We start from the raw sequence: 25576 nt of genomic DNA on the forward strand, positions 1-25576 counted from the left end.
ATAATATCATATACATTTTAACGTCCTATTCTATCAATTAAATATGTAAAAACTCTTATAGGATCGATAAACTGCAGCAATCGTGCATATCTTGGAATTTTTTCATTTAACATAAGTTGATACTTATGGTGTAAATATGAAAAATAAAACCCCCTATCAAATCTATATTCATTTAACTTTCGCAAATCTGATAATAAGATACGATTTATCACTGTGTTTGACTTTGACGTTATCTGGTTACCATGTACCCTATATTTTACGATTACTTTATTAAAGTAAATAGTTTTCTTTTTTTTATATATAAGATATAACCAAAGTGGTAAATCTTCTAATAAGCGATATTCTTCGTCAAATTTTAGCTTTGCATCTCTAAATAATGAGTTATTAATGAATGCTGAAGGAGCAAGATTGTTTAGATGGAGCATAGCTAAATGCGTTTTTAGCCTACCTGGTTTCATGCTTACCACACATCGGGTCCATTGTTGTGGGTAAACTTGACTGATTAAAACCTTAGAACCGAAGGTTTCAAATGCTGCAAATACAACAGTGGGCATATCATCTTGATGCATACTAACAACTCGGATCAAATCTGATATTGCGTCAGGCAAAAGAAGATCATCGGAACCAATAAACTTTACCCACTCACCACAGCAATATGGTAAAGATTTGTTCAAGTTTTTAGGTATCCCCCCATTGATTGAGCTTGGTAGCAAGCTAATATTTATTTTGGGATTTTGTATTTTTTGTTTTTCTATCCATGAAGTACATACACTAAGAGTATTATCTCCTGAACAATCATCAGTGATGATTATTTCAATATTTCTATACCGTTGATTGATACAGCTATCTAAAGTTTCCTCGATATAGGACTCTGCATTATACGCAGCAACGACAATAGAGACTAACGGATTATACATAAACCGCTCACTTCCAAAGAATGATTATATATGCACAAAGAACTTGAATAAAGCCCTTCATGTTCAACATTTTTATATTAGAAAAAAGGTTTTTTAAATAATCCTTGATGCCAACACGAATACTGTTCGCCCAAGCAACTTTATCAATATCCATTTTATTCCACTGATAATATCGCCTCGCAACTCCCCATATTGTGCTTGACTCTAATATCAAAGCTTTTTTAACTACAATATCCTTGAGTCTACTTTGTCTATTCACATATTTAAAAAAAATAATTGAATTAAAAATAACCTTATGATAGTTATCATTTAATCGTCGTACCGTAGAATCAGGGTTATTAACAAAGTAGTAATTCCCTCCACAGTTAGTTACTAACTTATTAGCATTAGAGTAGCAAATCCTAGAAATTATTTCGTCGTTATTTAAGTAATTTTCATTTTCCACATTCAACTTATCGTAAATAGTATAGCTTATCTCAAGTATTTTTTTCTTATATATACCAAAGCCGTGTAACCCCCATGTATCAATGCAAGAAAAAAAGGCCTCATCTCCCGAAACTTGTAAACTTTCAGTATATAAATGAAACGGCTTACCCAAACTTGTGCTACTTAAGCTGTCGACGTGTACTAGATTAAATAAAACAATATCAATCTCGCTATTTTTATTTGTGAAGTATTTCATTGCAGAACTAATAGCGTCATTTGATAAATAATCGTCGCAATCGACAAAAGCGATATAATCGCCTTTAGCATATTCCAGACCTGTCTTCCTTGCCCTTGCAGCACCCAAATTTTCCTGTTCAATATATCTGACAGATACTGTATTATTGTCAGAAGCTAACTTTTTAAGTATATCTAAACTTTGATCAGTAGAGCCATCGTCAATAAATAATACTTCTATATCTTTATAGTCTTGTTGTTGAATCCTAAAAAATAAGCTCCGTATATTTTTTTCTTCGTTAAAAACAGGAACTATTATTGTACATAGTGAATTACCCATCAGAAATCCTTCTGAGATGCATTGTATAAATGAAAATCACGACGATTAAATACACACCATAATTCAGCATATAAGCCAAGCTTGCAGAGGCCAAACCAAAATAGTTAATAAATAGGTATGTTAGTAATGGAAATAGAGAACTAAATGCAATTTCTAAAATTGCATTCGTTTTAAAATACCCTTTTGCTAGCAAAATAGTAGCAAATAGCCAACTAGTTATCCTTAGTACATCACCAATATTCTGATAGAAAAATAATACATTAGCCCTGTGGAAATCCTTTGAAAACAATATTGCTATTATAACGTCTCTTAAAAAATAAATACTCACTGACATAATAATTGCCATTGGCACGACGACTACACAGCCTTTTTTAAGAACGTTCAAATAATCTGATTTAGTTTTTGCTGACGCAGTTTTAGGAAAATAATAAACCGTTAGAGCTGTTGTTAGCACAGCTAAGTATGCTTCTGATATTTTTGAAACTGCCTGCCAATAGCCAGCATCTTCTATAGAAAGTTGATTCGTCAAGATATAACGGACAGTTATTAAAGAAATTGGCCCAGTAAATGCACCAACAACACCCATGAAAAAATAATTTCTCATTTCTAGCATTTTTTTTCTTTCTGCTGGCCCAAGCCAATAATTTAGCCGAAACCAGCGCTGACGAAAGAGAAGTGTTATAAGCCAAAACCCGGCGAGCGCATTGTTTAATGCAGCAGAAATAAGCGCTCCGGTTAATCCATAAAAATAGACTAGAACCGACATTGAAACTAATGAAGATATGATAGCAAGAACATTAGCAATGAAATAACGTTTGTAGTCAGATAGCCCATTTAATACACCTAAGAATAAACTATTGGCTACATTTAATGGAACAACCAAAAGAGCTAATATAACCAACCAATAAAAATCTTTATTATCAAAAAGCCAGATTGATAGTTTTGTCGATAGTAAAACTCCAATGGTTATAATAACAGCACTTGCAACTGCCGAAAGTTTTAACGCTGCACGCCAAAATACTGCCGCAGCCTCATAGTCATCTTTATTTTCCGCTGTGTATCTGTTTACACCTTGTGACACCTGCGAAGAAATAAAGCCATTAACAAAAGTCACAAAGTTTTGTAGCTGACCTAAAGCAGCTAAACCTGACGGCCCCGTATAAACAGCAACAACCTTGGAAACCAAGAGACCACATATTAATCTTAGGAAAGTCACAATTCCACTTAGAATTGTGACTTGAGCGAAATTCAATTTTGCCACCGATTAATTAAATTTATTACATAACTTACATCAGAGGAACTCATGCTAGGATCCATAGGTAAAGAAAGTACACACCTATGCAATTTTTCTGAAATAGGATATGACTCCTCAACTAAATAAGAATATGCTTTTTGCTTATGTGGAGGAATTGGATAATGAACAAGAGTCTGGACATTGTTATCTGAAAGATATTTTTGGAAAACTTCTCGCTCATTAACTTGGACAACAAACAAATGCCATACATGAGCATCATTACCATAGCTTATACATGGTAGTTTAATTCTGTCATTTTTAATTTCGCTTAGATAACGATTTGCAATTTCAGTTCTAATTCTATTATTTGAATCTAGTTTTTTCAATTTAACACTAAGTATTGCAGCCTGAATTTCATCTAACCTACTGTTAACTCCCTGATATTTATTTTCATACTTAACATGAGAACCATAATTTCTTAGTGCATATAAAACTTCTGCTAGCTCATCATTGTTAGTCGTTATAGCGCCTGCATCACCTAATGCTCCAAGATTTTTCCCCGGATAAAAACTAAATGCTCCAGCATCCCCCCAAGCCCCAGCTTTAATTCCGTTAATTTTTGCTCCATGAGCTTGTGCACAATCTTCTAAAACGAGTAAATTATATTCCTTCGCTATTGACATTAAATCGGACATTGCACAAGCCTGTCCGTACAAATGAACTGGCAATATAGCTTTAGTTTTTTTAGTTATCAGAGGCCGAATACTATCTACATCAATATTAAACGTATCAGGATTTGGTTCTGCTAATATAGGAACTAGATTATTTTGTGATATAGATAGTATTGATGCAATATAAGTATTTGAAGGTACAATAACTTCATCACCATCGTGCAGCACACCAAGTTCCTTCCAAGCACGCAAGACCAGAATTAATGCATCTAAACCATTAGCTACACCAATACAGTGTTTTACTCCACAATACCTAGCAAACTCATTTTCAAACGTCTTAAGCTTTTCTCCCATGATGTACCACCCAGAGTCAAGAACTTCTTTTATTGCAGAAATTATTTCATCTGATTGAATGTTATTTATTTTTTTCAAATCTAAAAAATTTATCATTTTAGTTACCATTTAATATATTATTGAATTTAATTTTAAACCGTTCATAACATTCAGAAGTGAATTCATAATTTTTGTTCACATCATCTTCACTCACTAATATAGCACCTGTTTTTTCATGAAACGAAATAACCAATTTATTTTTTTTATCCACTTGAAAATAAGCAGAGTTAAACGCGCGGCATTCAAAGGCATACTTATAAACTAGATATGCACTTTCAATTGCCGCTGTTCTTGTTTTATCATTATTTAAAATCCAACTTCCCCAACAAAACTTTTCAGCGCCTATGAATCCATAAAGCCGCACAGTACCAATAGGTATTTCAGAGTCGATTCGCTCTATAATGAAATATGCCTCAGCACCAGAAATCTCTCTTTCTTTATATGCATGTAACCATTCTCGTTGTTGAGCTTCCGTCCCTGATACTTTTGAAATATGCTCATTTAGTTTTTTATTTATCCGAAGAGAGTAAATAAAGCTAGCATCATCAAGATCAGCCAATCGAAATTGGATTGTTTTTGCTTTTAGATTATTCATTTTCCGAAATGACCTCTATGAAGTCTTCATAGTTACGAATATAATCTGATTCATCATAAAAACCATCAGCAAGAACCATCAGAACACAGTCGTTAGAAAAATCATACATTTCATGCCAGATCATTGGATCAATAGCTAACCCTTGAGCAGGGTTATCGAGATATACTTCTATTTTCTCAGCCCCATCATCTAAAATAATTCTACAAGATCCTCGGACAGGGATAGCTAGCTGCTGTAGTTTATAGTGAGCATGAAAACCACGTCTCACGTCCCCACCAGTCTCAAACATATAATAAACACGTTTAATTGGAAATGGAATGTTCTTTGTCTCTTCAAGTGCAACAAGTTGCCCTCGCTCATCGCCATGCTTCTGCAATTGGATTAATTTTATATCCATAATTACATCCTCAAAAAATATTTTTACTATATATTGTTAGTATTCTTTAGCAATCTAGAAAGATATATTCCATACTCATTCTTTTGCAATTTTTTTGCTATTGTAGAAAGCTCTTCATCGCTCAACCATCCATTTCGCCAAGCAATCTCCTCAGGACAGGCAACCATCATCCCTTGTCTTTTTTGAACCGTCTCCACGAAACTACCGGCTTCGATTAAGCTATCGTGAGTTCCGGTATCTAACCATGCAAAACCGCGCCCCAGAAGCTCAACACTTAAATTATTATCGTTAAGATACATTTCATTAAGAGATGTTATCTCTAATTCTCCACGTTCAGATGGCTTTACCTTTTTAGCATATTCAACAACTTTATTATCATAAAAATATAGTCCGGTAATTGCCCAGTTTGATTTTGGTTTTTCTGGTTTCTCTTCTATAGATAGAACTTTATAGTTGTCATCAAACTCCACTACGCCAAATCGCTCAGGATCCATCACTTGATAGCCAAATACAGTAGCTCCTTGGTTTTTCTGTGCAATTGCTTTCAAGCGAGGACTAAAACCTTGACCAAAGAAGATATTATCTCCTAATACCAAGCAAACTGGATCCGCACCGATAAACTCTTCGCCAATAATAAATGCCTGAGCTAACCCATCAGGACTTGGCTGTGTCGCATAGCTAAGATTCACGCCAAGTTGGCTTCCATCGCCAAGTAAACGTTCAAAGCTAGTTTTATCTTCAGGAGTTGTTATCACCAAGATATCTTGTATTCCTGCTAACATTAGCACCGATAGTGGATAATATATCATTGGCTTATCATAAATAGGCAACAACTGTTTCGATACACCCATCGTAATTGGGTAAAGACGAGTGCCTGATCCACCTGCTAAAATAATACCTTTCATATCTTAAATCCTAATACTCCATCCTAGAGATGAAGAGAATGATTATTCCAATGGATTAAATAATTTTATTATAGAGAAGAATATCAGATACTGCTCAGCAGTATTTGTAAAAACATTTCATAAAGATGAAAAACATGCCGCTTTGTCAGATACTTTAATCTTACTGATTCAAGTCTAATTTAGATAATATATTCATCTTGCTTTTATTGGTGAGTCGTAACCTCGCTAAGGGTAAGATCGGCACGCTACCGCCCTTGGCTCATCAGCTACCAATGCACTGTTCAAACTTGCGGCGATGTGGCCCCTGTCGAGGGGTGCAGGGAGGGTACACCTCTGTGGAGAGCGCCTACCTCGGATGATTCTTAATCTAACTCCATTTTAAGAACTTTCCCTGCGTTCACTATTTCTGACGTTTTCAACTGCGGGCTAATTCTCATACTTCTAGCGGCCTGATACAAGGATAAATACGCACAAAAAGCTTAGCTGTTTTAGAAACGTGCAAATTAACATACAAATTGGAGTTTTTGCTGTCTATCCATAGTTTTCACTTATCCATAGCATGCTTATACTTGAATTCATCGGCTTAACCACCGATCATTCCTCTGGAATAACCGTAATAACTTAAAAGGTATAGCAAAGCATATGGAATGGATCGCTGATCCGACTATTTGGGCAGGGCTGGCAACACTGGTCGTGCTCGAGATTGTTCTAGGTATTGATAACCTTGTTTTTATTGCCATTTTGGCTGAAAAACTCCCGCGTCACCAACGTGATAAAGCACGTGTTGTGGGGCTATTACTGGCGTTAGTGATGCGCCTGATTCTGCTGGCATCTATTTCCTGGCTAGCCACCCTGACGAAACCCATCCTTACCCTTGTCGATCATTCTTTCAGTGCGCGTGATTTGATCATGCTCACCGGTGGGATATTCCTCCTATTTAAGGCTACCGTTGAGCTTAATGAACGGCTCGAGGGTAAAGACCATGAAAATCATAATCAGCGCAAAGGAGCCAAGTTTTGGCCGGTCGTCATTCAGATAGTGGTTCTGGATGCGGTATTCTCTCTCGACTCCGTGATTACGGCTGTGGGGATGGTCGATCACCTTGCGGTGATGATGGCCGCCGTCTGTATCGCCATTAGCCTGATGTTGCTGGCTAGCAAGCCATTGACCAATTTCGTCAATGCGCATCCCACCATTATCATTCTCTGCCTCAGCTTCCTGCTGATGATTGGCTTTAGCTTAGTCGCAGAAGGCTTCGGCTACCTGATTCCAAAAGGCTATTTGTACGCCGCTATCGGTTTCTCGGTAATTATCGAAATATTGAATCAGCTTTCTCAATATAATCGGCGTCGCTTCCTCTCCTCTTCTCGCCCACTGCGTGAGCGTACCGCTGAGGCCGTTCTGCGTTTGCTGAGTGGTAAGCATGAAGAAGCACAGCTTGATGCCAATACCTCGAGCTTAATTGCCGATAACCGTGGTGAAGCCGATCTGTTTATCCCACAAGAACGCATGATGATTGAACGCGTACTGGGCATGGCACAACGCACCGTCAGCAGCATCATGACGTCTCGCCATGATGTTGAACAGTTAGACCTTAATGACCCGAAAAGTAAGCTCGACGAACTGTTGCAGAAAAATCTGCATACTCGCATCGTTGTGACCGACGACGATGCCGCCGATGAGCCGCTGGGCGTTATTCACGTTATTGATCTCTTGAAACAGCAGCTACAAGGCGAAGAACTTGATCTGCGATCGTTGGTTAAGCAGCCGCTGATTTTCCCAGAAGGCGTATCGTTACTGATGGCGTTGGAACAATTCCGGCAAGCGCAGACTCACTTTGCCTTCGTTGTTGATGAGTTCGGGTCTGTCGAGGGCGTTGTGACGCTGACGGACGTGATGGAGACGATCGCTGGTAACCTCCCTGTCGCTGGTGAAGACATTGACCCTCGCCATGATATTCAGCAAAACGAAGATGGCACATGGACAGCAAACGGCTATATGCCGTTGGAAGATTTGGTTCTCTATATACCGCTGCCAATCGATGAAAAGCGTGAATATCACACTTTGGCAGGCTTATTGATGGAGTATTTGCAACGCATTCCAAACGTGGGCGAGCAAATTAGAATCGGTGATTACATGTTTGAACCACTCGAAATCATTAGCCACCGGATTCTGAAAATAAAAATAACACCGCTGGCGGTGCCTGAAGATGACTATGAAGTCTGATTAAGCGTCAATAATCAAAATGTTATTATGAAAAAAGCGGGCCGAGCCCGCTTTTCTATACATACAATACGCTGTGATTGTTACAAATGAACCGGAACTAAAATTTCGGTGGCAACAATAACAACAACCAATCCGACCAACACCGGAACAGAAGTACGTTTAACGACTTCGAATGGAGATATTTTTGCCATCCCCGCGACAGCCACAACCACACCAGACACCGGTGACAGTGTGCGGCCAAGGTTGGAAGCTTGCAGCATAGGAATAGTTAGATAGGCTGGGTTAACGCCCATCTGAGCTGAAAGCTTAGGAATAAGCTCCACAAACGCGTAAAAAGGCGCGTTACCCGACCCTGTCGTCATTGCAGCCAACATGGTGATGACCACCAGCACCATCATCATCACGATACCACCGGTGCCAAACGACTGAGCCAGATCGATCAGACTGCTAATAAAACCGACCGTGCTGAGTCCTTGCGCAAATACCCCCGCGGCGACCAATAACATCACAACGCTAGCAAAAGCATCCGCCATACCACGATAGGCAACTTCTAACCCAACAAAGACTTTCTGCGCATCAAAACCACGTAAGAATTCAATAATAGCCGCGGCCAGCATACAGATGACCAGAACAGTAATAATGTGTAGTTCAGGCCCCCACTTACCATCAAAGATCAGAACACCTATGATTGGCGTAAAAGGCAATAACGCATAAAAACTTGGCGCATTGGTTTTAATCTCGCTGACGTCTAACATTTCATGCGAGACGTTTTCTTTTTTATCTAAATAGCGCTGCCAGAAAAAGTGCGCGATGGCCATACAGATGATGGCAGCAATAGAAATCGGCAGCGTGGTTTTAAAAGCAAAATCAATTAATGGCATTTCAGATGCTTTCGCAGCCAGCACTACGTCGCCAGAGGTCGGTGCAAGAATAATTGCCGCTGGAGATGCACAAATCGCAGCAGCGGCGCCACGGCTGATACCGACGTTAACCATCACTGGGAATAGCGTTGCCATCAGCAATACGCCCAGTCCAGTTGCAGAGGAAACGGCCAGCGACATCAGGCAAGCAACAAAATACGCCGCGATCATCAGCAAATAGGGAGAGTTAATATATTGCAGCGGACGCGATGCGAGTTTCACCACCATATCGTTTGCACCGATGTGGGTCATATAAGCGGCAAAACCACACAGCATCATAATCATCATGCCCAAATCGCCACCACGGCTCATCAGCAGCACTTTGATGTATTCCACAATATCGGTGGCACTGAGCCCCGTCGATTTGGCACTGGCCGGTAATACCTGATGTCCCATTAATGCACTAATGATAAGTAGCAAAATGCCGCCTACCATCAAAACACCAGTAGCCGAATAGCCCTTGATGATGTACCGTCCAACCCCTGTCGCAACGAGTACACCAATTAACAACTCAATCATATAAAAGCCTCTATAGGTATTGCTTTAAATAAGTTCTCTGCGGAACTTGAATAGCGTTGCGATGAAAAAAAGAACGAATTAACCATCACTAGCCAATAAACCCAGCAAACAGTCGAACTTTGCCGAAAAAGGCAGACGATTTTACTGACTTCGGTCAACGATTACCCGTGTTTGTTTATGCCGTGATAAGTTTGTGATTTGCCGCTTAATTCAGTCTTTCTCGATTGCAATTTAACGAAATTCTGGAAGCAATAAAAAAGCCGTAGCACTCAGGCTACGGCTTCGAAGAATTGCTTTGCAAAAGAATTAGAGTTTATTCAACAACCGCTCTACATCCTTCTTATCTTTTGTGTCTTTGTCCTGATGCTTACTCAGCCAATTATTGAGTGCATCTTTGGCTTTTTGTTGCAGTTGATCGCGTAAGACTTTATCTGCATCAAGTGAATAACTCAGTTGCTGCCATGGGCCATAAATCCGCAAAGGAATAACCGCATTCTGTAACGCTTTAACCACGCTATCTTTGCCATTCCATCCTTCAAGCACCCGCACATTCAAGTTCATGTCACAGCTTTGGTTTTCTAGATTGACCAATCCTGAGCCACCAACGGTCAAAATCTCTGAGCTGCCAAAGAACCGAGTGATTCGCAAAATGCCATTGCGTAATACCGTGTCAGCTTTGAGTTCCTGTACCTTGGTATAATCAGAATAACTGTCTTTACCCGAGACATCCGAATGATTCCGGATCACCGCTTGCTGAATTAATTGCTGAATATTCATGCCCTGAAGTCGAGCATTAGCCAATGAAATATGCGCATGGCCATCCCAATTTTGCATCACATCAACCAGCGTCATACCCGTTCCGTTAAATTTGCCGGTCAGCGTTAAATCCCCTACCAGCGCATCGGGTTGGCTGAAAGCATGAAGAACAGGTTCTAAGGTAATATTTTCTATCTGCGGCGTTAAACTAACCTGAGCGGGTTGGTTGTCCACCACTGCCAACGTGCCTTGTGCCTGAAACGTTCCTTTGCCCAGACGGCCGCTGATATTCTGTAATGTGGCGTTGCCCTGCTCATTTTGTGCCGCCAAAGAGAAGTCAGCGAGTTTTAAGCCATGATAAATCACTTCGTTAGCCTGAATTTTTAACTCAGCAGTGAAGTCACGTAAAAATGCCATCTCCCCAACCTGGGCAGTAGATTCTGGGTTGGATGTGACCGGAGAACGCAGCGTTGCCTGTTCAGCGGTATTAGCAGAACCATCTGCACCTTCGGTAGGTGGTGTCCAGCCAAACAGGTTATCAAGATTAAGCGCTGCCGACTGCAAATCCACTTTGTAAGCCGATGTGCCATTTTCCTGCATTGCGCCTTGAATGCGCCCCTGCAACTGGCTTTGGTTGGCTGTCACCAGCAAGTTTGAAATATCAATTTGCTGCGGCTGTTGTTGGTAGCTGACCGTTGCACTCCCCATCCCAGCAATTCCGCTGGCAGGTAATCCAACCCCGCTCAGTTGATAATCAAAGTTAGAAACCACGGCGCTATAGCGCTGAGGGTAGCTGCTTAAATCAACGTTCGCGGCAAGCTTGAAGTTAAGATCACGCTGGTTACGGTTGATCCGACTCGATAACTCAATGCTGGCCTGACGTGCACTATCCTGATCGATCGATAAATTAATATCACGCATATTAATCTGGTCATCTTTATCCTGCTGCCAGATCAATAAGCTATCTCGTACCTGAACTTTTTTGATGTTCAGTTTCCATGCGACATCGCTGGACAGTTCGCGTGAGCCCGATGGCGCAATCGGGGAATTCTCTGGTTTCTGAGCGTCGCTACCCGGCGTTAAACGAATAACGGCGCCTTTTAGCATCACCTGCTTCACATCAAGCTGATGAGAGAGAAGAGGCCAAAGGCCGACGTCTAACCGCATATTTTCGGCGCTAATAACCGGCTGTGCCGCTCCGGGAGCCGTCAACGACATTCGTCCGGATAAAATGCTAAGACGAGGCCAAACATGCCAACGTAGCGAACCATCTAACTGCAATTCGTAGCCCGTGCGCTGCTGTACTTCTTTCGTCATATAACTACGGAAGTCATTGGGATTAACCAGCAACACCAGCGCGGTCATTCCAACAGCCAGCACAACCAGCAGAATTACAATGGTCGTTAAAAATCGTCTCATGCCATCCTCTATCTAAAGACAAGCGGTATACGAGCTCGATGTCATAACCGTCAACGCTATCGCTAGGCAGCTAAACACCAAGGACATCAACAAGCATCAATCTTTATCAATACGACTCGCCACAGCGCCCTGCTGATCACGATATTTTGCATCTTGGCGGCTATTATATGGACGCGCTGCTGACCCAGATAGTGGTTCAAAGCTAAGTGCACCGATTGGCATGCCAGGACGAAGCGCCAGCGGCAGCTTACCCGAGTTGTAAAACTCTAGCACAATGCACCCCTGCCAGCCGGGGTCGATACGGTGTGCCGTAACATGCACCATCAGCCCTAAACGCGCCAGCGAAGAGCGTCCATCCAGCCAGCCAACTAAGTTATCAGGTAAGGTTACCGATTCTAAGGTCACCGCAAGCGCAAGTTCACCGGGATGCAGGAAGAAAGCGTCTTCTTCACCAAGAATGATCTCATCGCTCATCACGCGTTCTAATGCTTCAGCCACTTCAGCCTTGGGCCCACTGAGATCAATGTAGGGTGCGGTATGCCCACGGAAAACACGAAACTTATTCCCTAAACGCACATCAACGGTAGCACCGTTAATACGGTCTACTGGCGGACGAGGTGAAATAGTGAGTTTTCCCGCGTCTAGCCAAGCTTCAATATCGCGGTCACAAAGTCTCATGGTTTTCTCTCCGTTACGGGCAAAGCAGCAATGGCTGCAAACTATGGCACATACTACCTTATGACACTTAGTTTCTGAAATGCCTCACATGATTTGTCGATAAACTTTTCACTTATTGGTTTTATTTCACCCAACTGTCGGCATTTCAGAGACTAACAATCGTCCTATACAGCCCTAAGACGGGCTTTTTCAGAATAATTAATTCGTAAGCTATGCGACTCACGCTTTGCGTCTATTGCTTCATAGCGATTCTGAAACACGCGTTGAAATAGATGAAAGTGAATTATTATGACTGAAATGATATTTACGATGGGTAAAACCGAGGTATTGTTGCGTCAATCAACGTTGACTTTATTTTTTGGCGTGAAACGAGCCGCGTATTGGCATAAAAAAAGGCCGAGTCATCGGCCTTAATATTTTCCGTTCAAAAATGCTTTATTTAAAGAACTGACTAATTTTCGCTTTCAGAATATCGATTGCAATGCGGTTTTTACCCCCACGCGGCACGATAATATCTGCATACTGTTTAGAGGGTTCAATAAACTGTAGGAACATCGGACGCACTGTTTTCTGATATTGTGCCATCACCGAATCCATGGAACGGCCACGTTCATTCACATCGCGTCGGATACGACGCATCAAGCAGATATCCAGCGGGGTATCAACGAAAATAGAAAAATTGAGCTCATTGCGTAAGCGAGCATCGGTCAACAGCAAAATCCCTTCTAGAATGATAACTTTCTTCGGTTCTAGATGGATGGTCTCTTGTTTGCGGGTGTGTTCTACGTAGCTATACTGCGGAAGTTCGACGGCTTTACCTGCTTTTAGCATCTGCAAATGCTGAAACAGCAGGCTATGATCCATCGCGCTTGGATGGTCGTAGTTGGTTTTAACACGCTCTTCCATCGTCAGATCGGTCTGGTCTTTATAGTAACAATCTTCCGGGATCACACCGATGTGCTCCTCACCCACTTGTTCACGCAATTCACGATAAAGTGTGCTGGCGATCAAACTTTTGCCTGAGGCAGATGCGCCCGTGATGCCAATAATGACGCACTGATGGGAGTTGTCAGTCATATAATTTTTAAGACCTGGTGTTAAATGTTCGACGGGGGGCTAAGCAGAGACAGCTCACCGCTGCTTGCTTGGGACGCGGCAATTATAGGGAGTTACGCGGATTGATACCAGAATTTTGCAGGTTTTAATCGGTGAAATTACGGGCATCCAGTTTAATGCCCGCATTATACCCGCCATTCGGCGCTAAATAATACTACGGTGAATTACAACGCGCGGAAGGCGATTTCTGTCGGGATAGATTCGCCCTGCCAGTATAGCTGCGCTGCAACGTTCGCCGCCAACTGACGATAAATATGCGCAAATTCACTGTCTGGACGACATGCCATCGTCGGTTCACCGCGATCCAAATCTTCACGCAGTGAAATATGCAACGGTAACTGGCCCAACAGACGGATCTTGTATTTTTCCGCCAGTTTCTCAGCACCACCGGTGCCAAAGATAGGTTCATGGAAACCACAGTTACTGCATACGTGAATGCTCATGTTTTCCACCACACCCAGCACTGGCACATGGACTTTCTCGAACATCACGATGCCTTTCATCGCATCCAATAGGGCAATATCTTGCGGAGTCGTCACTACCACGGCGCCTGTTACTGGAATGTTCTGCGCCAGCGTTAGCTGAATGTCGCCGGTACCCGGAGGCATATCCAAGACCAAATAATCCAAATCAGGCCACAGTGTATCCTGTAGCAACTGCAGCAACGCTTTGCTGGCCATGGGACCGCGCCAAACCATTGCATTATCGTCAGTGACCAAGTAGCCAATCGAGTTGGTCGCCAAGCCATGCGCCATAATAGGCGCCATGTGTTGACCATCTGGCGACGTTGGGCGCTCATTTGGCGTTCCCAGCATCATCGGGATCGATGGGCCATAGATATCCGCATCGAGAATACCGACTTTAGCGCCTTCGGCGGCGAGCGCCAGCGCCAAATTCACCGCGGTGCTTGATTTGCCAACACCACCTTTACCAGAGCTCACAGCAATAATGTTACGTACACCTTTCACGCCAGCCTGGTCGTTGGCACGTTTTAAGGTGGCGATATTATGCGCCAAACGCCATTCAATCGCCTTCGCTCCGCTCACACGCAGCAGTTCAGCGCTTGTGGCATCTTTCAGCGCAGCAAAACCGCTTTGCCACGCAAAAGGCATCAGCAGTTCGATGTGTAAAGTATTGTCCAGCAGAGCACAATGGTGCAACGCCTTGAGCGCACTCAGCGGATGATTAAGTGTTGGATGGGTAAAGGCCGCGAGAATTTCGCCGACCTGCGTCCGCAGTGCTTCGGGAGTGGACGTTTCATGGGATTTATTGCTCATCCCGGCTCCTTGTGTCATTCATTTTTTATCTTCAGAGGGTGCTGCGAAGCGTCTTTATCTTTGTTCGCTTACATAACTCACTTACACAGCCATTCTACTTATTTACACAGCAGTCATAAGCATACCAGAACTCCACCGGCTCCGCGTTAGACAACTTAAGATCCGCGCATTAAGAAAGAAAATCGCTTAACAAACACAGCAACCTAGCGGCAACGGGCTCAATCAGGTAACATCTTCTGCACCGTTCCATTCTTTAAAGAGACAGCAAATCCACTATGGCTTCAGTCACCTCCCAAGCAAGCGCAAGAAAAATTTTAGTGACGTGCGCGCTTCCGTACGCCAACGGCTCAATTCACCTCGGCCACATGCTCGAGCACATTCAGGCAGACGTATGGGTTCGTTTTCAGCGAATGCGCGGCAACGAAGTGCACTTTATCTGCGCGGACGATGCCCACGGGACCCCAATCATGCTGAAAGCTCAGCAGTTGGGTATTGAGCCTGAGCAGATGATTGCTGCCGTGAGTCAGGAACATCAGAAAGACTTCTCCGACTTTAATATCAGCTACGACAACTATCACTCCACGCATAGCGAAGAAAACCGTGAACTGTCGAGCCTGATCTATGGTCGCCTGAAAGAAAACGGTTTTATTAAAAATCGCACGATTTCTCAGCTCTACGACCCAGAAAAAGGGATGTTCCTGCCAGACCGTTTTGTCAAAGGGACTTGCCCGAAATGTAAGTCGCCCGATCAATACGGTGATAACTGCGAAGTGTGCGGTGCCACCTATAGCCCAACCGAACTGATTGAGCCTAAATCCGTCGTTTCTGGCGCTACGCCTATCATGCGTGAATCAGAACACTTCTTCTTCGACTTACCTTCATTTAGCGAAATGTTGCAGGCATGGACTCGCTCCGGCGCGTTGCAAGAACAGGTCGCGAACAAAATGCAGGAATGGTTCGAATCCGGTTTACAGCAGTGGGATATCACCCGTGATGCTCCATATTTCGGTTTTGAGATCCCAGATGCGCCGGGTAAATACTTTTATGTATGGCTGGATGCGCCAATTGGCTACATGGGGTCATTCAAAAACCTGTGTGAAAAACGCAGCGATTTGAGCTTTGACGAATTCTGGCGCAAAGACTCCTCTACCGAGCTGTATCACTTTATCGGTAAAGATATCGTCTATTTCCATAGTCTGTTCTGGCCAGCAATGCTGGAAGGCAGCAACTTCCGCAAGCCAAGCAATGTATTTGTCCACGGCTACGTTACCGTTAACGGCGCCAAGATGTCTAAGTCTCGCGGAACCTTCGTGCAAGCGCGCACCTATCTGGATCACTTAGACCCAGACTGCCTGCGCTACTACTACGCCGCGAAGCTTTCTTCACGCATTGACGATATTGACCTGAATTTGGAAGATTTCGTTCAGCGTGTGAACGCTGACATCGTGAACAAAGTGGTGAACCTAGCCTCTCGTAACGCGGGCTTCATCAATAAGCGCTTCGGCGGCAAACTGTCTGAGCATTTGGCCGATCCTGCTCTGTATCAGACCTTTGTGAATGCTGCGGATGAAATCGCTCAGGCGTACGAAAACCGTGAATCAGGAAAAGCCATTCGTGAAATCATGGCGCTAGCCGATCTGGCAAACCGCTATGTCGACGAACAAGCACCGTGGGTCGTAGCGAAGGAAGAAGGCCGTGACGCTGATTTACAGGCTATCTGCTCAATGGGTATCAACCTGTTCCGCGTGCTCATGACCTATCTGAAACCGGTTCTGCCTTCACTGAGCGAGCGCACCGAAACCTTCCTGAATACACAGTTAACTTGGGATGGTATTGCCCAACCGTTGCTCGGTCATCAGGTTAACGCGTTCAAAGCGCTGTTCAACCGTATTGAAATGGCAAAAGTTGAAGCGATGATCGAAGATGGTAAAGCCGCTGCGGCTGCTGCAGTGGCGGCGTCCAAACCAGCCACCGGGGCACTCGCCGATGAGCCCATTCAAGACACCATCACCTTTGACGATTTTGCCAAAGTTGACATGCGCATTGCTGAAATCAAAAGCGCTGAGTTTGTTGAAGGCTCCGATAAACTGCTGAAATTGATGCTGGATTTAGGCGGCGAAACCCGTCAGGTCTTCTCCGGCATCCGCTCAGCGTATCCAGATCCTAGCGTACTGGTTGGCCGTTTAACCGTAATGGTAGCAAACTTGGCCCCACGCAAAATGCGCTTCGGCATGTCTGAAGGTATGGTGATGGCCGCAGGTCCTGGCGGTAAGGATATCTTCCTACTCAGCCCTGACAGCGGTGCCCAGCCAGGCCATCAGGTTAAATAATATCCTGATACGAAAAACCCGCCGTTTGGCGGGTTTTTTTATACTCAACAAACGTGGAATACAGCTTTAGAAAGTATAATCCGCAGCAATAAAGTAACGACGCCCTTCTTCGTTGTAACTGTAATCATCGCGGTTCAGGTCTTTATCCAGCACGTTCAAAACGCCGGCACGCAGTTTCAGATCTTTCGTCATCTGATATGAACCACCGGTGTTCCACAGCGTATAACCGCCCGAGGCTTTATCTGAGCTAGAAACCACGCGACGTTTGCCCGAGTAGTTGGCAGAAACGTAGAATGCCCAGTCTTCAACCGGTTTCCAGTCCAACGTGCTGTTTGCAGTGTGGAACGGCTGTGTGCTCAATGGGCGATCGTTAGTCAAGTCACGTGCATCGTTGTAGGTATAGTTCATGCTAATGCTGAGTTCATCGGTAAACGGTACCTTCAACTCGGTTTCAACACCTTTAATACGCGCTTTATCAACGTTGTAATAGCTAAAGATTGGCTTACCATTCTTATCGAAGCCGACAAAGTTCGGATACGTCGGCGCGACAGAAACGTCTGAAGTACGATTGACGTTAATCATATCCTTAACGTTATTCTGGAACACGGTTACGCTGGCGTTCACACCGTCCAACATCCCCTCATCACCGGCATAGTACAGACCCAGTTCAAAACTTTCTGACGTTTCAGGATCGAGATCTTTACTACCGACGATAGTACATGCGCCACGACATGAAGCAGACTGCCAGTCTGGGCTCAGCTCCAATAACGAAGGCGCTTTAAACGCCGTTGCCCAGCCCCCTTTCACCGTAACCGTATCCGTTGCGCTGTAGACTAAATAGGCACGCGGGCTCCAGTGAACGCCATAATCTTCATGGTTATCCATACGAACACCGCCTGTAAAGGCCAGCGGTTCGAAGATACGCCACTCATCTTCAACAAACAGTGCGTATTGGTTGGCTGACGTTGAACCGCCGTTTTTGAGGTTACCTGCATCGCTCAACTTATCGTTACGGTACTCACCTCCCAAAGTGAAGAGCTGGTTAAAGTCACCCAGAGGAACGACAACTTTACCGTCGATGGCATTGTTTTTAGCCGTGATTCGATTTTCGTTGTAGTTATCAATTTTTTCGCCATAAGCGCGAATTTCTGTATTGGCCAGATCCCAGCGACCATTATGACCAATGGAATAATTCTGACGTTCTAAACGATTCTTATCCAGTGAGTCAGAGTCACGATCCTGTCGGTCAAAGCCATAACCAAAGGTCATGTCCTGATTAGCTTCTGGCGTCCAAGCAAACTCAACGTTAGCATCGCGCGTGGTGTAGCCTTCGATACGGCCTGATTCGCCGGTTTTGCTCGTTGTGGACTTCTGCGCATCATCTTTTTCACGCTTGCCCAAATTACCAAAGACTTTAACGCCCAGCACATCTTCAATCAGCGGACCACTGGTGTAGAAACTGCCGTTATAGCTATCACCACGATCGCGATGTTCCTGAATGGTACTGTCAGCGCTTAAAGAACCATGCCACTCTTTTCCCACTTTACGGGTAATGATGTTGGCTACGCCGCCCAAGGCATCAGAGCCATAAAGCGAAGACATCGGGCCGCGAACAACTTCAATACGCTCAATAGCCTCGGCAGGAACCCAGCTTAGGTCGTAGTCGTTATGACGGAACACCGCCGTACGCGAGCTTACGCGTTTCCCATCAACCAAAATTAGGGTATAGCTGCTATCCAAACCACGAATACTCACACCCTTACGGTTGTCGCCTTCGTTGGTCAATTGAACACCTGGAACTTCCTGCAAAATATCCTTCAGATTTTGAATTGGCTTTTTCGCCAAATCTTCACGCGTAATCACGCTGATACTGGCAGGTGCATCCTTCAAATTTTGTTCTGTTGCTGAAGCGGTTACAACCATGACGTCGTCCCCTTCGGCCGCCATCACTGGTGCTGCGATGAATAACGGTACGCAAAGCCCCCCGCGCAATAAGTTCGCTAACGGGTTAAGTTTTGCCTTAGCCATTTGGTCAATCTCCATGAGGTTAATATAAATAGTTATTAGAATAATTATTATTCAATAAGCATGGCGCTCTCATGGCGCCGTTTAGCCCACTTTTGGTACTTCAGTAAATTGATGAAATCTGTTGTTTAGCCGTGAACGTAATGGCTAGCGGAGCCGATAATTGGCTCAGCTAGCTTATTCATGAACGACACTGCTGGCAGGAAAAAATCAGATGGTGGGTTCCGCGACCAATCCGTCGATCACAACCTGAGGCATTCCCTGCGAACAATGTTCGATGCGTCCACGGACGCCATAAACGCGTGCCAAACTTTCTGGCGTAATCACTTCAACGGGTTTACCGTCAGCAATCAGCTTTCCATTTTCAAGCATCAACACATGGTCACCATGGCGTAGCGCAATGTTGATATCGTGCACTACAACGACGGTAACAATATTGCGCCGCTGAGTTTCACGGCGTACCAAATCCATGACGTGGAATTGGTAGTTCAGATCGAGTGCGCTCAGCGGCTCATCAAGCAGCAACAATGATGGCTGACGGATCAGCGATTGTGCCAGCCCCACTAACTGTTTCTGCCCGCCCGATAGCTGATCCAAGTAACTCAGCGCCAAATGCGAAATACCGAGCTGCTCCAACAGTCGCATGACTTCGCCTTCGTTGCCTTTATGACCCATACCGCCCGAGGCGCGTTGAGCCACAATAATCGACTCCAGCACATGTAGGTGAACACCAGCGGGTAAAGACTGCGGTAGATAAACCACCTGCTTAGCTCGCTCGCTGAACGGCTGAGCCATCAAGTCGTTGCCATCGAGCAACAGTTTACCTGTGGCTCGATTAAGTCCTGCCAGAGAACGCAGCAGCGTGGATTTCCCACAGCCATTCGGCCCTAACAGCACGGTAATCTTGCCACGCGGCAACGTTGAAACCGATAAGTCTTCGATCACTGCCCTACGTGGATAGCCCGCATTGAAATGCGAAATCTCTAATCCCGAAATCATACATTCCCCCTATGACGCAAAATAATGCTCAGGAAGAACGGAACACCAACCAGTGATGTCACAATCCCCACAGGAATAATCACACCGGGAATCAAATTCTTAGAGGCAACCGATGCCATCGACAGCACCAGCGCACCAATCAAGGCACTTGCTGGCAAATAGAAACGATGATCTTCACCAAAAATCAGGCGTGCAATATGCGGAGCCACTAAGCCGATAAAACCGATAGGCCCAACAAATGCCACTGCAAGAGCGGATAAAATACTGATACGCAACAGCGTCCCTAGACGCAGGCGCTTCACATCTATACCAAAGCTCACCGCACGATCTTCACCCAAGCGTAAAGCTGTTAGTTTCCATGAGCTCATCATCGAAATCGGCATCAAAATGGCAAAAGCCAGCAGCAAAATGCCCAGTTTTTCCCACGAGGCTCGAGCCAGACTGCCCATCGTCCAGAACACTAACCCTTGCAGAGTGTCTTCCGTCGCAATGAACTGCATCATTGAAACTAATGCATTAAAGGTAAACACTAACGCAATACCAAACAGCACCACGCCTGAGGTAGCCACTCGTGTCCAGCGCGTGATGCCATCTAGCATCAGCGCTGCGAACAGCGCGAAAATAAAGGCATTAGCAGAAATAAACCACTGGTCGGGAATACCAGGAAAACCAATACCCAACACGATAGCCAGTGCAGCACCAAAGGCCGCTGCGGATGAGACACCTAGCGTAAACGGGCTTGCTAGCGGGTTATTTAAAATGGTCTGCATTTCTGCGCCGGCTAACCCTAAAGCCAATCCCACGACGATCGCCATTAGCGCATAGGGCAAACGAATATCCCAAACGATAACGCGGGTGCCCGCATCGGCCATTCCTGGCTGCCACAGCGTTTGCCATAACGTACTGAGGGATAAGCCTGATGGCCCCATGGTGAAATCAAGGATCAGCGATGCCAAAATCGCTAACACAATCACGCCCATAATCACTAGGCGATGGCGCACAATGCGCTGGTAATGGCCTTTAACTGCGCTAGCGTCGTGACGTTTCACGGCGGTCATTGGCTCGGTGCTTGCACTCATTTTGTTACCTGTGAATGGTCATCCCTGCTGGCGGCGGCTGGCAGGGACAATTATCGATTACTGATTCGACGCTTTAGCATCAACCCAATAGGTGCCGCTTGGGTCAACAGCAAGGAACTGTTGGTACATGGAGTCCATGGTTTTCTTAGGATCTAATGAGGCAAACTTCTCAGGATAAATCCACTTAGCGAATGCCTGCACGGCCAATACGTTATAAGGCGAGTTGTAGTAGCTGTGCCAAATAGCATGCGAATTACCTTCTTTAACCGCTTTCAGCGTACTGATGCCGGTTCGCTGCATCGCTAAGTTCAAACTATCGCGCGCCTGTTGTTCGTCGACCTGCGCCCCGAGCTTAATACCCGGATCTTTGGCATTTGGCGCCTTAGCACCACTTGCGATGTAAACGTCAGGATCGGCCGACAACACCTTTTCCAGATTGATCTGACCAAGCGCGCCCGGTAGCAAACCTTTCGCAATATTGTTACCACCGGCGAGATCGATAAAGTCACCCATATTGCCGTTACCCGCGGTACCGCAGCAGTCATCGCTGGTTGCGGCCTTCAGTTCGATAAAGACTTTAGGTTTTTGGCTATCGGGGATTTTGCTGGTGATATCAGTCACCAAGCGCACGTTGTCCTGGTAGAAGTTGATATAATTTTCAGCCTGCTGTTCGCGGTGTAGTACCTGGCCTAACAAACGCATGCTTGGTAGCGTATTTTTCAGCGGAGAGGTACGGAAATCGACAAACACAACCGGTACACCCGCTTTCTCCAACTGCTTAACCAGTTGGCTATCGCGCCCCGGTCCATGACCCGAAAGGCCAAAGATGGCAACGTCAGGGTTAAGCGTCAGTACTTTTTCTGGGCTAACGCTGTCGGCAGTGGTATTGCCAATCAGCGGAATTTTGTCAATTTCAGGGAATTTAGCCTGATAAACGGCGTAGGTTTGCGGGTCGAGTTTGCGGAAATCCCCCTGCCACCCGACAATACGGTCAAAAGGTTTTTGGCCTTCCAGCAATGAGACGGCATAGAATAAGCGCCCTTCGCCGAGGAGAATGCGATCAACTTTAGCGGGAACTTCAACGCTGCGGCCGGCAATATCCGTGACCGTTGCAGCCCATGAACTCATGCTGCCTAGCAGCGTCGCTGCAGCGAGTAATTGAATACCCCAGCGCGATTTTCTTCCTTTAACGGTGTCTTTCACCTTCACCACTCCTGCTCTTCAATTCCATAAGTGCACAAAATGGTAAAGCAAATGATAATACTTATCAATGTGATTTGTTTATTTTATTAATCGACTTCACACCATAACTCTCTAATAAATGATGGAATTTTGATTCAAAAAAAATTATTGCTGATTCATCAATCATATCCTATGAGATGAGGCAGCATCACGATCAAAAAAGGCAGCCCAAGGGCTGCCTTTTTCTGTCAATAAATGACTAACTAGTCATCAATCTTTGTGATGGGGAATTCCATCTCACTGTAGGAAACAAAGTGAGTACCCTTCACCAATTTGTAACCAAACCAGATGATCAAGAACAGTGGCAGTCCAATATAGGTTGCCGTTACACCGTACCAGTCGATACGGTCATCCAGAAACGCTTCATAGTTCTGACCTAAAGTAATAATCAGGCATAATACGAAGGCAAAAATCGGTCCGACAGGGAAGAAACCTGACAGGTATGGCAACGCGTTCAGATCTAAACCTTTCTTCACATAGCCGCGGCGGAAGCGATAATGACTAATCGCAATCCCCAACCATGCAATGAAACCCGTCATCCCCGAGGTATTCAGCAGCCACAGATAAACTTCTTGGTTACCAAACATCGACGTTAAGAAGCACAGTCCCGCCACTACCGTCGTTGCATACAGCGCGTTACGCGGCACACCACCAGCAGAAAGTTTAGCAAAAATGCGCGGCGCTTTGCCCTCAGAAGCCAAGGTAAACAGCATGCGCGTAGAAGCATACATACCTGAGTTACCCGCAGACAGCACCGCCGTCAAGATAACCGCGTTCATCACCGCTGCCGCTGACAGTAAGCCCGCATTCTGGAATACCAACGTGAACGGACTCACCGATATATCTTTAACGTCGTTACGCAGCAGGTTTGGATCGGTATAAGGAATGATCAGGCTAATAATCAGAATCGCCAACACATAGAACAGCAGAATACGCCAGAACACCTGACGGATCGCCATTGGAATGTTTTTACCCGGATCTTTAGATTCACCTGCCGCGATACCAATCAGCTCAGTACCTTGGAAAGAGAAACCGACAATCATCGCCACGCCAATCATCGATGCGAAACCACCGGCAAACGGCGCGTCACCGATAGTCCAGTTATGGAATCCTGCGTGTTCGCCCCCTTTCAGAATCCCCACAATCATCGCAACACCGACAATGATGAAAATGATTACCGTGGTCACTTTAATCAATGAGAACCAATACTCTGCTTCGCCAAAGCCTTTCACAGAAATATAGTTCAGCAAGAACATCAGGCCGAGGAACAGCGCACTCCAAATCCAGCCTGGCGTGTCGGGGAACCAATACCCCATCACAAGCTGCGCGGCAACCAAGTCCACTGCGATAGTTACAGCCCAGTTGTACCAATAGTTCCAGCCCAGAGCAAAGCCGAAGCCCTCTTCTACGTAGCGAGAGCCATAGGTAGAGAATGAACCGGATACCGGCATAAACGCCGCCAGCTCACCCAAACTGGTCATTAAGAAATACACCATCAAACCGATGATGATATAGGAAAGCAGTGCGCCGCCTGGGCCTGCTTGAGAAACGGTAGCACCTGATGCAACAAATAGCCCAGTACCGATAGAACCGCCGATAGCAATCATCGACAGATGCCGCGCTTTTAACTCCCGGCGCAGCGCCGGTGCTCGCCCCGTGGAGGAGGTCTTAGTGTTTGTCTGAGCCATTAGAACCCTATATCTGCTCTATAATTATTAAAGAGGACGAATTGTAACAAATCCGGCCCCTGCATAAAGTAACAATCTGATCTTATTAGAGAGCTTCATGATTGCCTGTGGATTATTAGCGTCAGCTGTTAATCCACTGTTAAGTGTAGCGACAATTTGTTTATCTGCTATCACCGACAGCAAAAGATGAATTGTGCCGCTTGGCACATTCCTAGCGTTAATCGCAATAGCTAAGAAAACGCTCAAGTGCCTTGGAAATATGCTTTTGACGATGATGGATGAGATAAAGCGCGCGATTTAAACGCGGCAATGGCACAGGAACTTCCACTAATACGCCCGTCTGCAACTGCTCTTCGATGACTCGGCGCGATAAACAACTAATACCGATGCCATAGCGAACTGCGTGCTTGATAGCTTCAGAATTCCCCAACTCCATCACCAAATCGAAGTGCGGCAAATGTGACAGCAAAATATGCTCGACTACTTCACGGGTACCTGAACCGCTTTCACGCAGGATCCACGGTGCCTGTGCCAGCGACTCCAACGTAATCGGCATCTGCAATAATGGATGGTCGGGAGCCGCAAAAACCACTAACTCGTCCTGTTGCCAAGTATGCGTCAGCAAATCAGGCATATGACAAGGACCTTCAATCAACCCAAGATCAACGCGAAAATCAGCAACCGCATTAATCACATCTCTGCTGTTACCCACGTTTAACTCTAAAGGCGCGACAGGAAAATCACGACGATAGTTCGCAATCATTTTTGGCAGAATATAATTACCGATAGTGCTACTCGCGGCGATACGTAAAGCGCCTGCTTCGCTTTGAAACAGATGTTCAATCTCTCCGGCCTGCTCTAACAACGCCATCGCTTTAGGATAAAGAAGACGTCCGTGCTCATTAACGACCAAGCGCTTCCCTACGCGATCGAATAAACGCACTGAAAGTTGGGTTTCTAAATCAGATAATGCTGCGCTCACCGCCGATTGGGATAAGGACAACATATGAGAAGCCTGAGTGGTGGAACCGCTCTTCAATACTTCAGTAAATACTTCCAGCTGGCGCAGAGTAATATGCATAAAAGAGATCCGAAAAAGTCACAGTATATTTATAAGAGATATGCTCTAAATCAGCCCAAATCTCATGAGATAAGCTCAGTAGCAGGTTTAGGAGGACGAGAGATGCAGG

General features: G+C 44.9%; 20 protein-coding genes. 2 read left to right on the forward strand and 18 right to left on the reverse strand.

Annotated elements, in window-relative coordinates; all coding sequences use genetic code 11:
* Window positions 1-17: 17 nt before the first annotated feature.
* From K9N75_RS13780 to rfbA, 7 genes are read right to left on the reverse strand one after another with little or no spacing between them, the layout of a single operon-like run.
* Complete coding sequence (locus K9N75_RS13780; RefSeq protein WP_224451742.1) at window positions 18-917, reverse strand: glycosyltransferase; 900 nt, start codon at window positions 915-917, stop codon at window positions 18-20.
* A gap of 7 nt (window positions 918-924) precedes the next feature.
* On the reverse strand, window positions 925-1917 hold the full coding sequence (locus tag K9N75_RS13785; protein ID WP_130954018.1) for a glycosyltransferase family 2 protein: 993 nt from the start codon (window positions 1915-1917) through the stop codon (window positions 925-927).
* Window positions 1910-3178, reverse strand: a complete 1269-nt coding sequence (locus K9N75_RS13790; protein WP_130954019.1) for an O-antigen translocase — start codon at window positions 3176-3178, stop codon at window positions 1910-1912. Before K9N75_RS13790 ends, K9N75_RS13785 begins: the two co-directional genes overlap by 8 nt.
* The gene (locus K9N75_RS13795) at window positions 3166-4272 is read right to left on the reverse strand and encodes a DegT/DnrJ/EryC1/StrS family aminotransferase (RefSeq protein ID WP_224451743.1); all 1107 of its coding nucleotides are present in this window, start codon (window positions 4270-4272) and stop codon (window positions 3166-3168) included. The genes K9N75_RS13790 and K9N75_RS13795 overlap by 13 nt, the downstream gene beginning before the upstream one ends.
* A 1-nt stretch (window position 4273) precedes the next feature.
* Window positions 4274-4810, reverse strand: coding sequence for a GNAT family N-acetyltransferase (locus K9N75_RS13800; protein WP_130954021.1), 537 nt, complete (start codon window positions 4808-4810; stop codon window positions 4274-4276).
* Window positions 4803-5207: a sugar 3,4-ketoisomerase gene (locus tag K9N75_RS13805; RefSeq protein ID WP_224451744.1), complete on the reverse strand. Its 405-nt coding sequence runs from the start codon at window positions 5205-5207 to the stop codon at window positions 4803-4805. Before K9N75_RS13805 ends, K9N75_RS13800 begins: the two co-directional genes overlap by 8 nt.
* A 26-nt stretch (window positions 5208-5233) precedes the next feature.
* Window positions 5234-6112 (reverse strand): glucose-1-phosphate thymidylyltransferase RfbA, encoded by an 879-nt coding sequence (rfbA, locus tag K9N75_RS13810; RefSeq protein ID WP_224451745.1) that lies wholly within the window; start codon window positions 6110-6112, stop codon window positions 5234-5236.
* Between the two features lie 642 nt (window positions 6113-6754).
* Here rfbA and K9N75_RS13815 point away from each other — a divergent pair.
* On the forward strand, window positions 6755-8338 hold the full coding sequence (locus K9N75_RS13815) for a TerC family protein (protein ID WP_039187586.1): 1584 nt from the start codon (window positions 6755-6757) through the stop codon (window positions 8336-8338).
* 80 nt (window positions 8339-8418) lie between these two features.
* Here K9N75_RS13815 and dcuC read toward each other — a convergent pair whose 3' ends face one another.
* From dcuC to apbC, 5 genes are all read right to left on the reverse strand, one after another.
* On the reverse strand, window positions 8419-9777 hold the full coding sequence (gene dcuC / locus K9N75_RS13820; RefSeq protein ID WP_008813906.1) for an anaerobic C4-dicarboxylate transporter DcuC: 1359 nt from the start codon (window positions 9775-9777) through the stop codon (window positions 8419-8421).
* Between the two features lie 306 nt (window positions 9778-10083).
* Window positions 10084-11952 (reverse strand): outer membrane assembly protein AsmA, encoded by a 1869-nt coding sequence (gene asmA / locus K9N75_RS13825; protein WP_224451746.1) that lies wholly within the window; start codon window positions 11950-11952, stop codon window positions 10084-10086.
* A 96-nt stretch (window positions 11953-12048) separates the two neighbouring features.
* Entirely contained in the window at window positions 12049-12630 is a 582-nt protein-coding gene (gene dcd / locus K9N75_RS13830) for a dCTP deaminase (RefSeq protein ID WP_061059884.1), read from the reverse strand.
* 435 nt (window positions 12631-13065) lie between these two features.
* The gene (gene udk, locus K9N75_RS13835; protein WP_004089611.1) at window positions 13066-13707 is read right to left on the reverse strand and encodes a uridine kinase; all 642 of its coding nucleotides are present in this window, start codon (window positions 13705-13707) and stop codon (window positions 13066-13068) included.
* Window positions 13708-13910: 203 nt separating this feature from the next.
* A complete protein-coding gene (gene apbC / locus K9N75_RS13840) occupies window positions 13911-15023 on the reverse strand; it encodes an iron-sulfur cluster carrier protein ApbC (RefSeq protein ID WP_008813909.1) in 1113 nt (370 codons plus the stop codon).
* A gap of 275 nt (window positions 15024-15298) precedes the next feature.
* Between apbC and metG the strand changes: the two genes are divergently transcribed.
* Window positions 15299-17353, forward strand: coding sequence for a methionine--tRNA ligase (metG, locus tag K9N75_RS13845; protein WP_224451747.1), 2055 nt, complete (start codon window positions 15299-15301; stop codon window positions 17351-17353).
* Between the two features lie 66 nt (window positions 17354-17419).
* Here metG and cirA read toward each other — a convergent pair whose 3' ends face one another.
* From cirA to yieE, 6 genes are all read right to left on the reverse strand, one after another.
* Window positions 17420-19381, reverse strand: a complete 1962-nt coding sequence (gene cirA, locus K9N75_RS13850) for a catecholate siderophore receptor CirA (RefSeq protein ID WP_224451748.1) — start codon at window positions 19379-19381, stop codon at window positions 17420-17422.
* Window positions 19382-19588: 207 nt separating this feature from the next.
* Window positions 19589-20377: an ABC transporter ATP-binding protein gene (locus K9N75_RS13855; protein ID WP_008813912.1), complete on the reverse strand. Its 789-nt coding sequence runs from the start codon at window positions 20375-20377 to the stop codon at window positions 19589-19591.
* The gene (locus tag K9N75_RS13860) at window positions 20374-21456 is read right to left on the reverse strand and encodes a FecCD family ABC transporter permease (protein WP_224451749.1); all 1083 of its coding nucleotides are present in this window, start codon (window positions 21454-21456) and stop codon (window positions 20374-20376) included. Before K9N75_RS13860 ends, K9N75_RS13855 begins: the two co-directional genes overlap by 4 nt.
* Before the next feature lie 57 nt (window positions 21457-21513).
* A complete protein-coding gene (locus K9N75_RS13865; RefSeq protein WP_020303681.1) occupies window positions 21514-22659 on the reverse strand; it encodes an ABC transporter substrate-binding protein in 1146 nt (381 codons plus the stop codon).
* 242 nt (window positions 22660-22901) lie between these two features.
* Window positions 22902-24386 (reverse strand): amino acid permease, encoded by a 1485-nt coding sequence (locus K9N75_RS13870; protein WP_008813915.1) that lies wholly within the window; start codon window positions 24384-24386, stop codon window positions 22902-22904.
* Between the two features lie 217 nt (window positions 24387-24603).
* Window positions 24604-25467 (reverse strand): DNA-binding transcriptional regulator YeiE, encoded by an 864-nt coding sequence (gene yieE / locus K9N75_RS13875; RefSeq protein WP_004089624.1) that lies wholly within the window; start codon window positions 25465-25467, stop codon window positions 24604-24606.
* Window positions 25468-25576: the final 109 nt, after the last annotated feature.

The organism is Hafnia paralvei (assembly GCF_020150375.1).
Lineage (GTDB): Bacteria > Pseudomonadota > Gammaproteobacteria > Enterobacterales > Enterobacteriaceae > Hafnia > Hafnia paralvei.

Coding starts and splice junctions, on each gene's coding strand:
- K9N75_RS13780 (WP_224451742.1), bottom strand. CDS start 917: ATGTATAATCCGTTAGTCTCTATTGTCGTTGCTGCGTATAATGCAGAG.
- K9N75_RS13785 (WP_130954018.1), bottom strand. CDS start 1,917: ATGGGTAATTCACTATGTACAATAATAGTTCCTGTTTTTAACGAAGAA.
- K9N75_RS13795 (WP_224451743.1), bottom strand. CDS start 4,272: ATGATAAATTTTTTAGATTTGAAAAAAATAAATAACATTCAATCAGAT.
- K9N75_RS13800 (WP_130954021.1), bottom strand. CDS start 4,810: ATGAATAATCTAAAAGCAAAAACAATCCAATTTCGATTGGCTGATCTT.
- K9N75_RS13805 (WP_224451744.1), bottom strand. CDS start 5,207: ATGGATATAAAATTAATCCAATTGCAGAAGCATGGCGATGAGCGAGGG.
- rfbA (WP_224451745.1), bottom strand. CDS start 6,112: ATGAAAGGTATTATTTTAGCAGGTGGATCAGGCACTCGTCTTTACCCA.
- K9N75_RS13815 (WP_039187586.1), top strand. CDS start 6,755: ATGGAATGGATCGCTGATCCGACTATTTGGGCAGGGCTGGCAACACTG.
- dcuC (WP_008813906.1), bottom strand. CDS start 9,777: ATGATTGAGTTGTTAATTGGTGTACTCGTTGCGACAGGGGTTGGACGG.
- asmA (WP_224451746.1), bottom strand. CDS start 11,952: ATGAGACGATTTTTAACGACCATTGTAATTCTGCTGGTTGTGCTGGCT.
- dcd (WP_061059884.1), bottom strand. CDS start 12,630: ATGAGACTTTGTGACCGCGATATTGAAGCTTGGCTAGACGCGGGAAAA.
- udk (WP_004089611.1), bottom strand. CDS start 13,707: ATGACTGACAACTCCCATCAGTGCGTCATTATTGGCATCACGGGCGCA.
- apbC (WP_008813909.1), bottom strand. CDS start 15,023: ATGAGCAATAAATCCCATGAAACGTCCACTCCCGAAGCACTGCGGACG.
- metG (WP_224451747.1), top strand. CDS start 15,299: ATGGCTTCAGTCACCTCCCAAGCAAGCGCAAGAAAAATTTTAGTGACG.
- cirA (WP_224451748.1), bottom strand. CDS start 19,381: ATGGCTAAGGCAAAACTTAACCCGTTAGCGAACTTATTGCGCGGGGGG.
- K9N75_RS13855 (WP_008813912.1), bottom strand. CDS start 20,377: ATGATTTCGGGATTAGAGATTTCGCATTTCAATGCGGGCTATCCACGT.
- K9N75_RS13860 (WP_224451749.1), bottom strand. CDS start 21,456: ATGAGTGCAAGCACCGAGCCAATGACCGCCGTGAAACGTCACGACGCT.
- K9N75_RS13870 (WP_008813915.1), bottom strand. CDS start 24,386: ATGGCTCAGACAAACACTAAGACCTCCTCCACGGGGCGAGCACCGGCG.
- yieE (WP_004089624.1), bottom strand. CDS start 25,467: ATGCATATTACTCTGCGCCAGCTGGAAGTATTTACTGAAGTATTGAAG.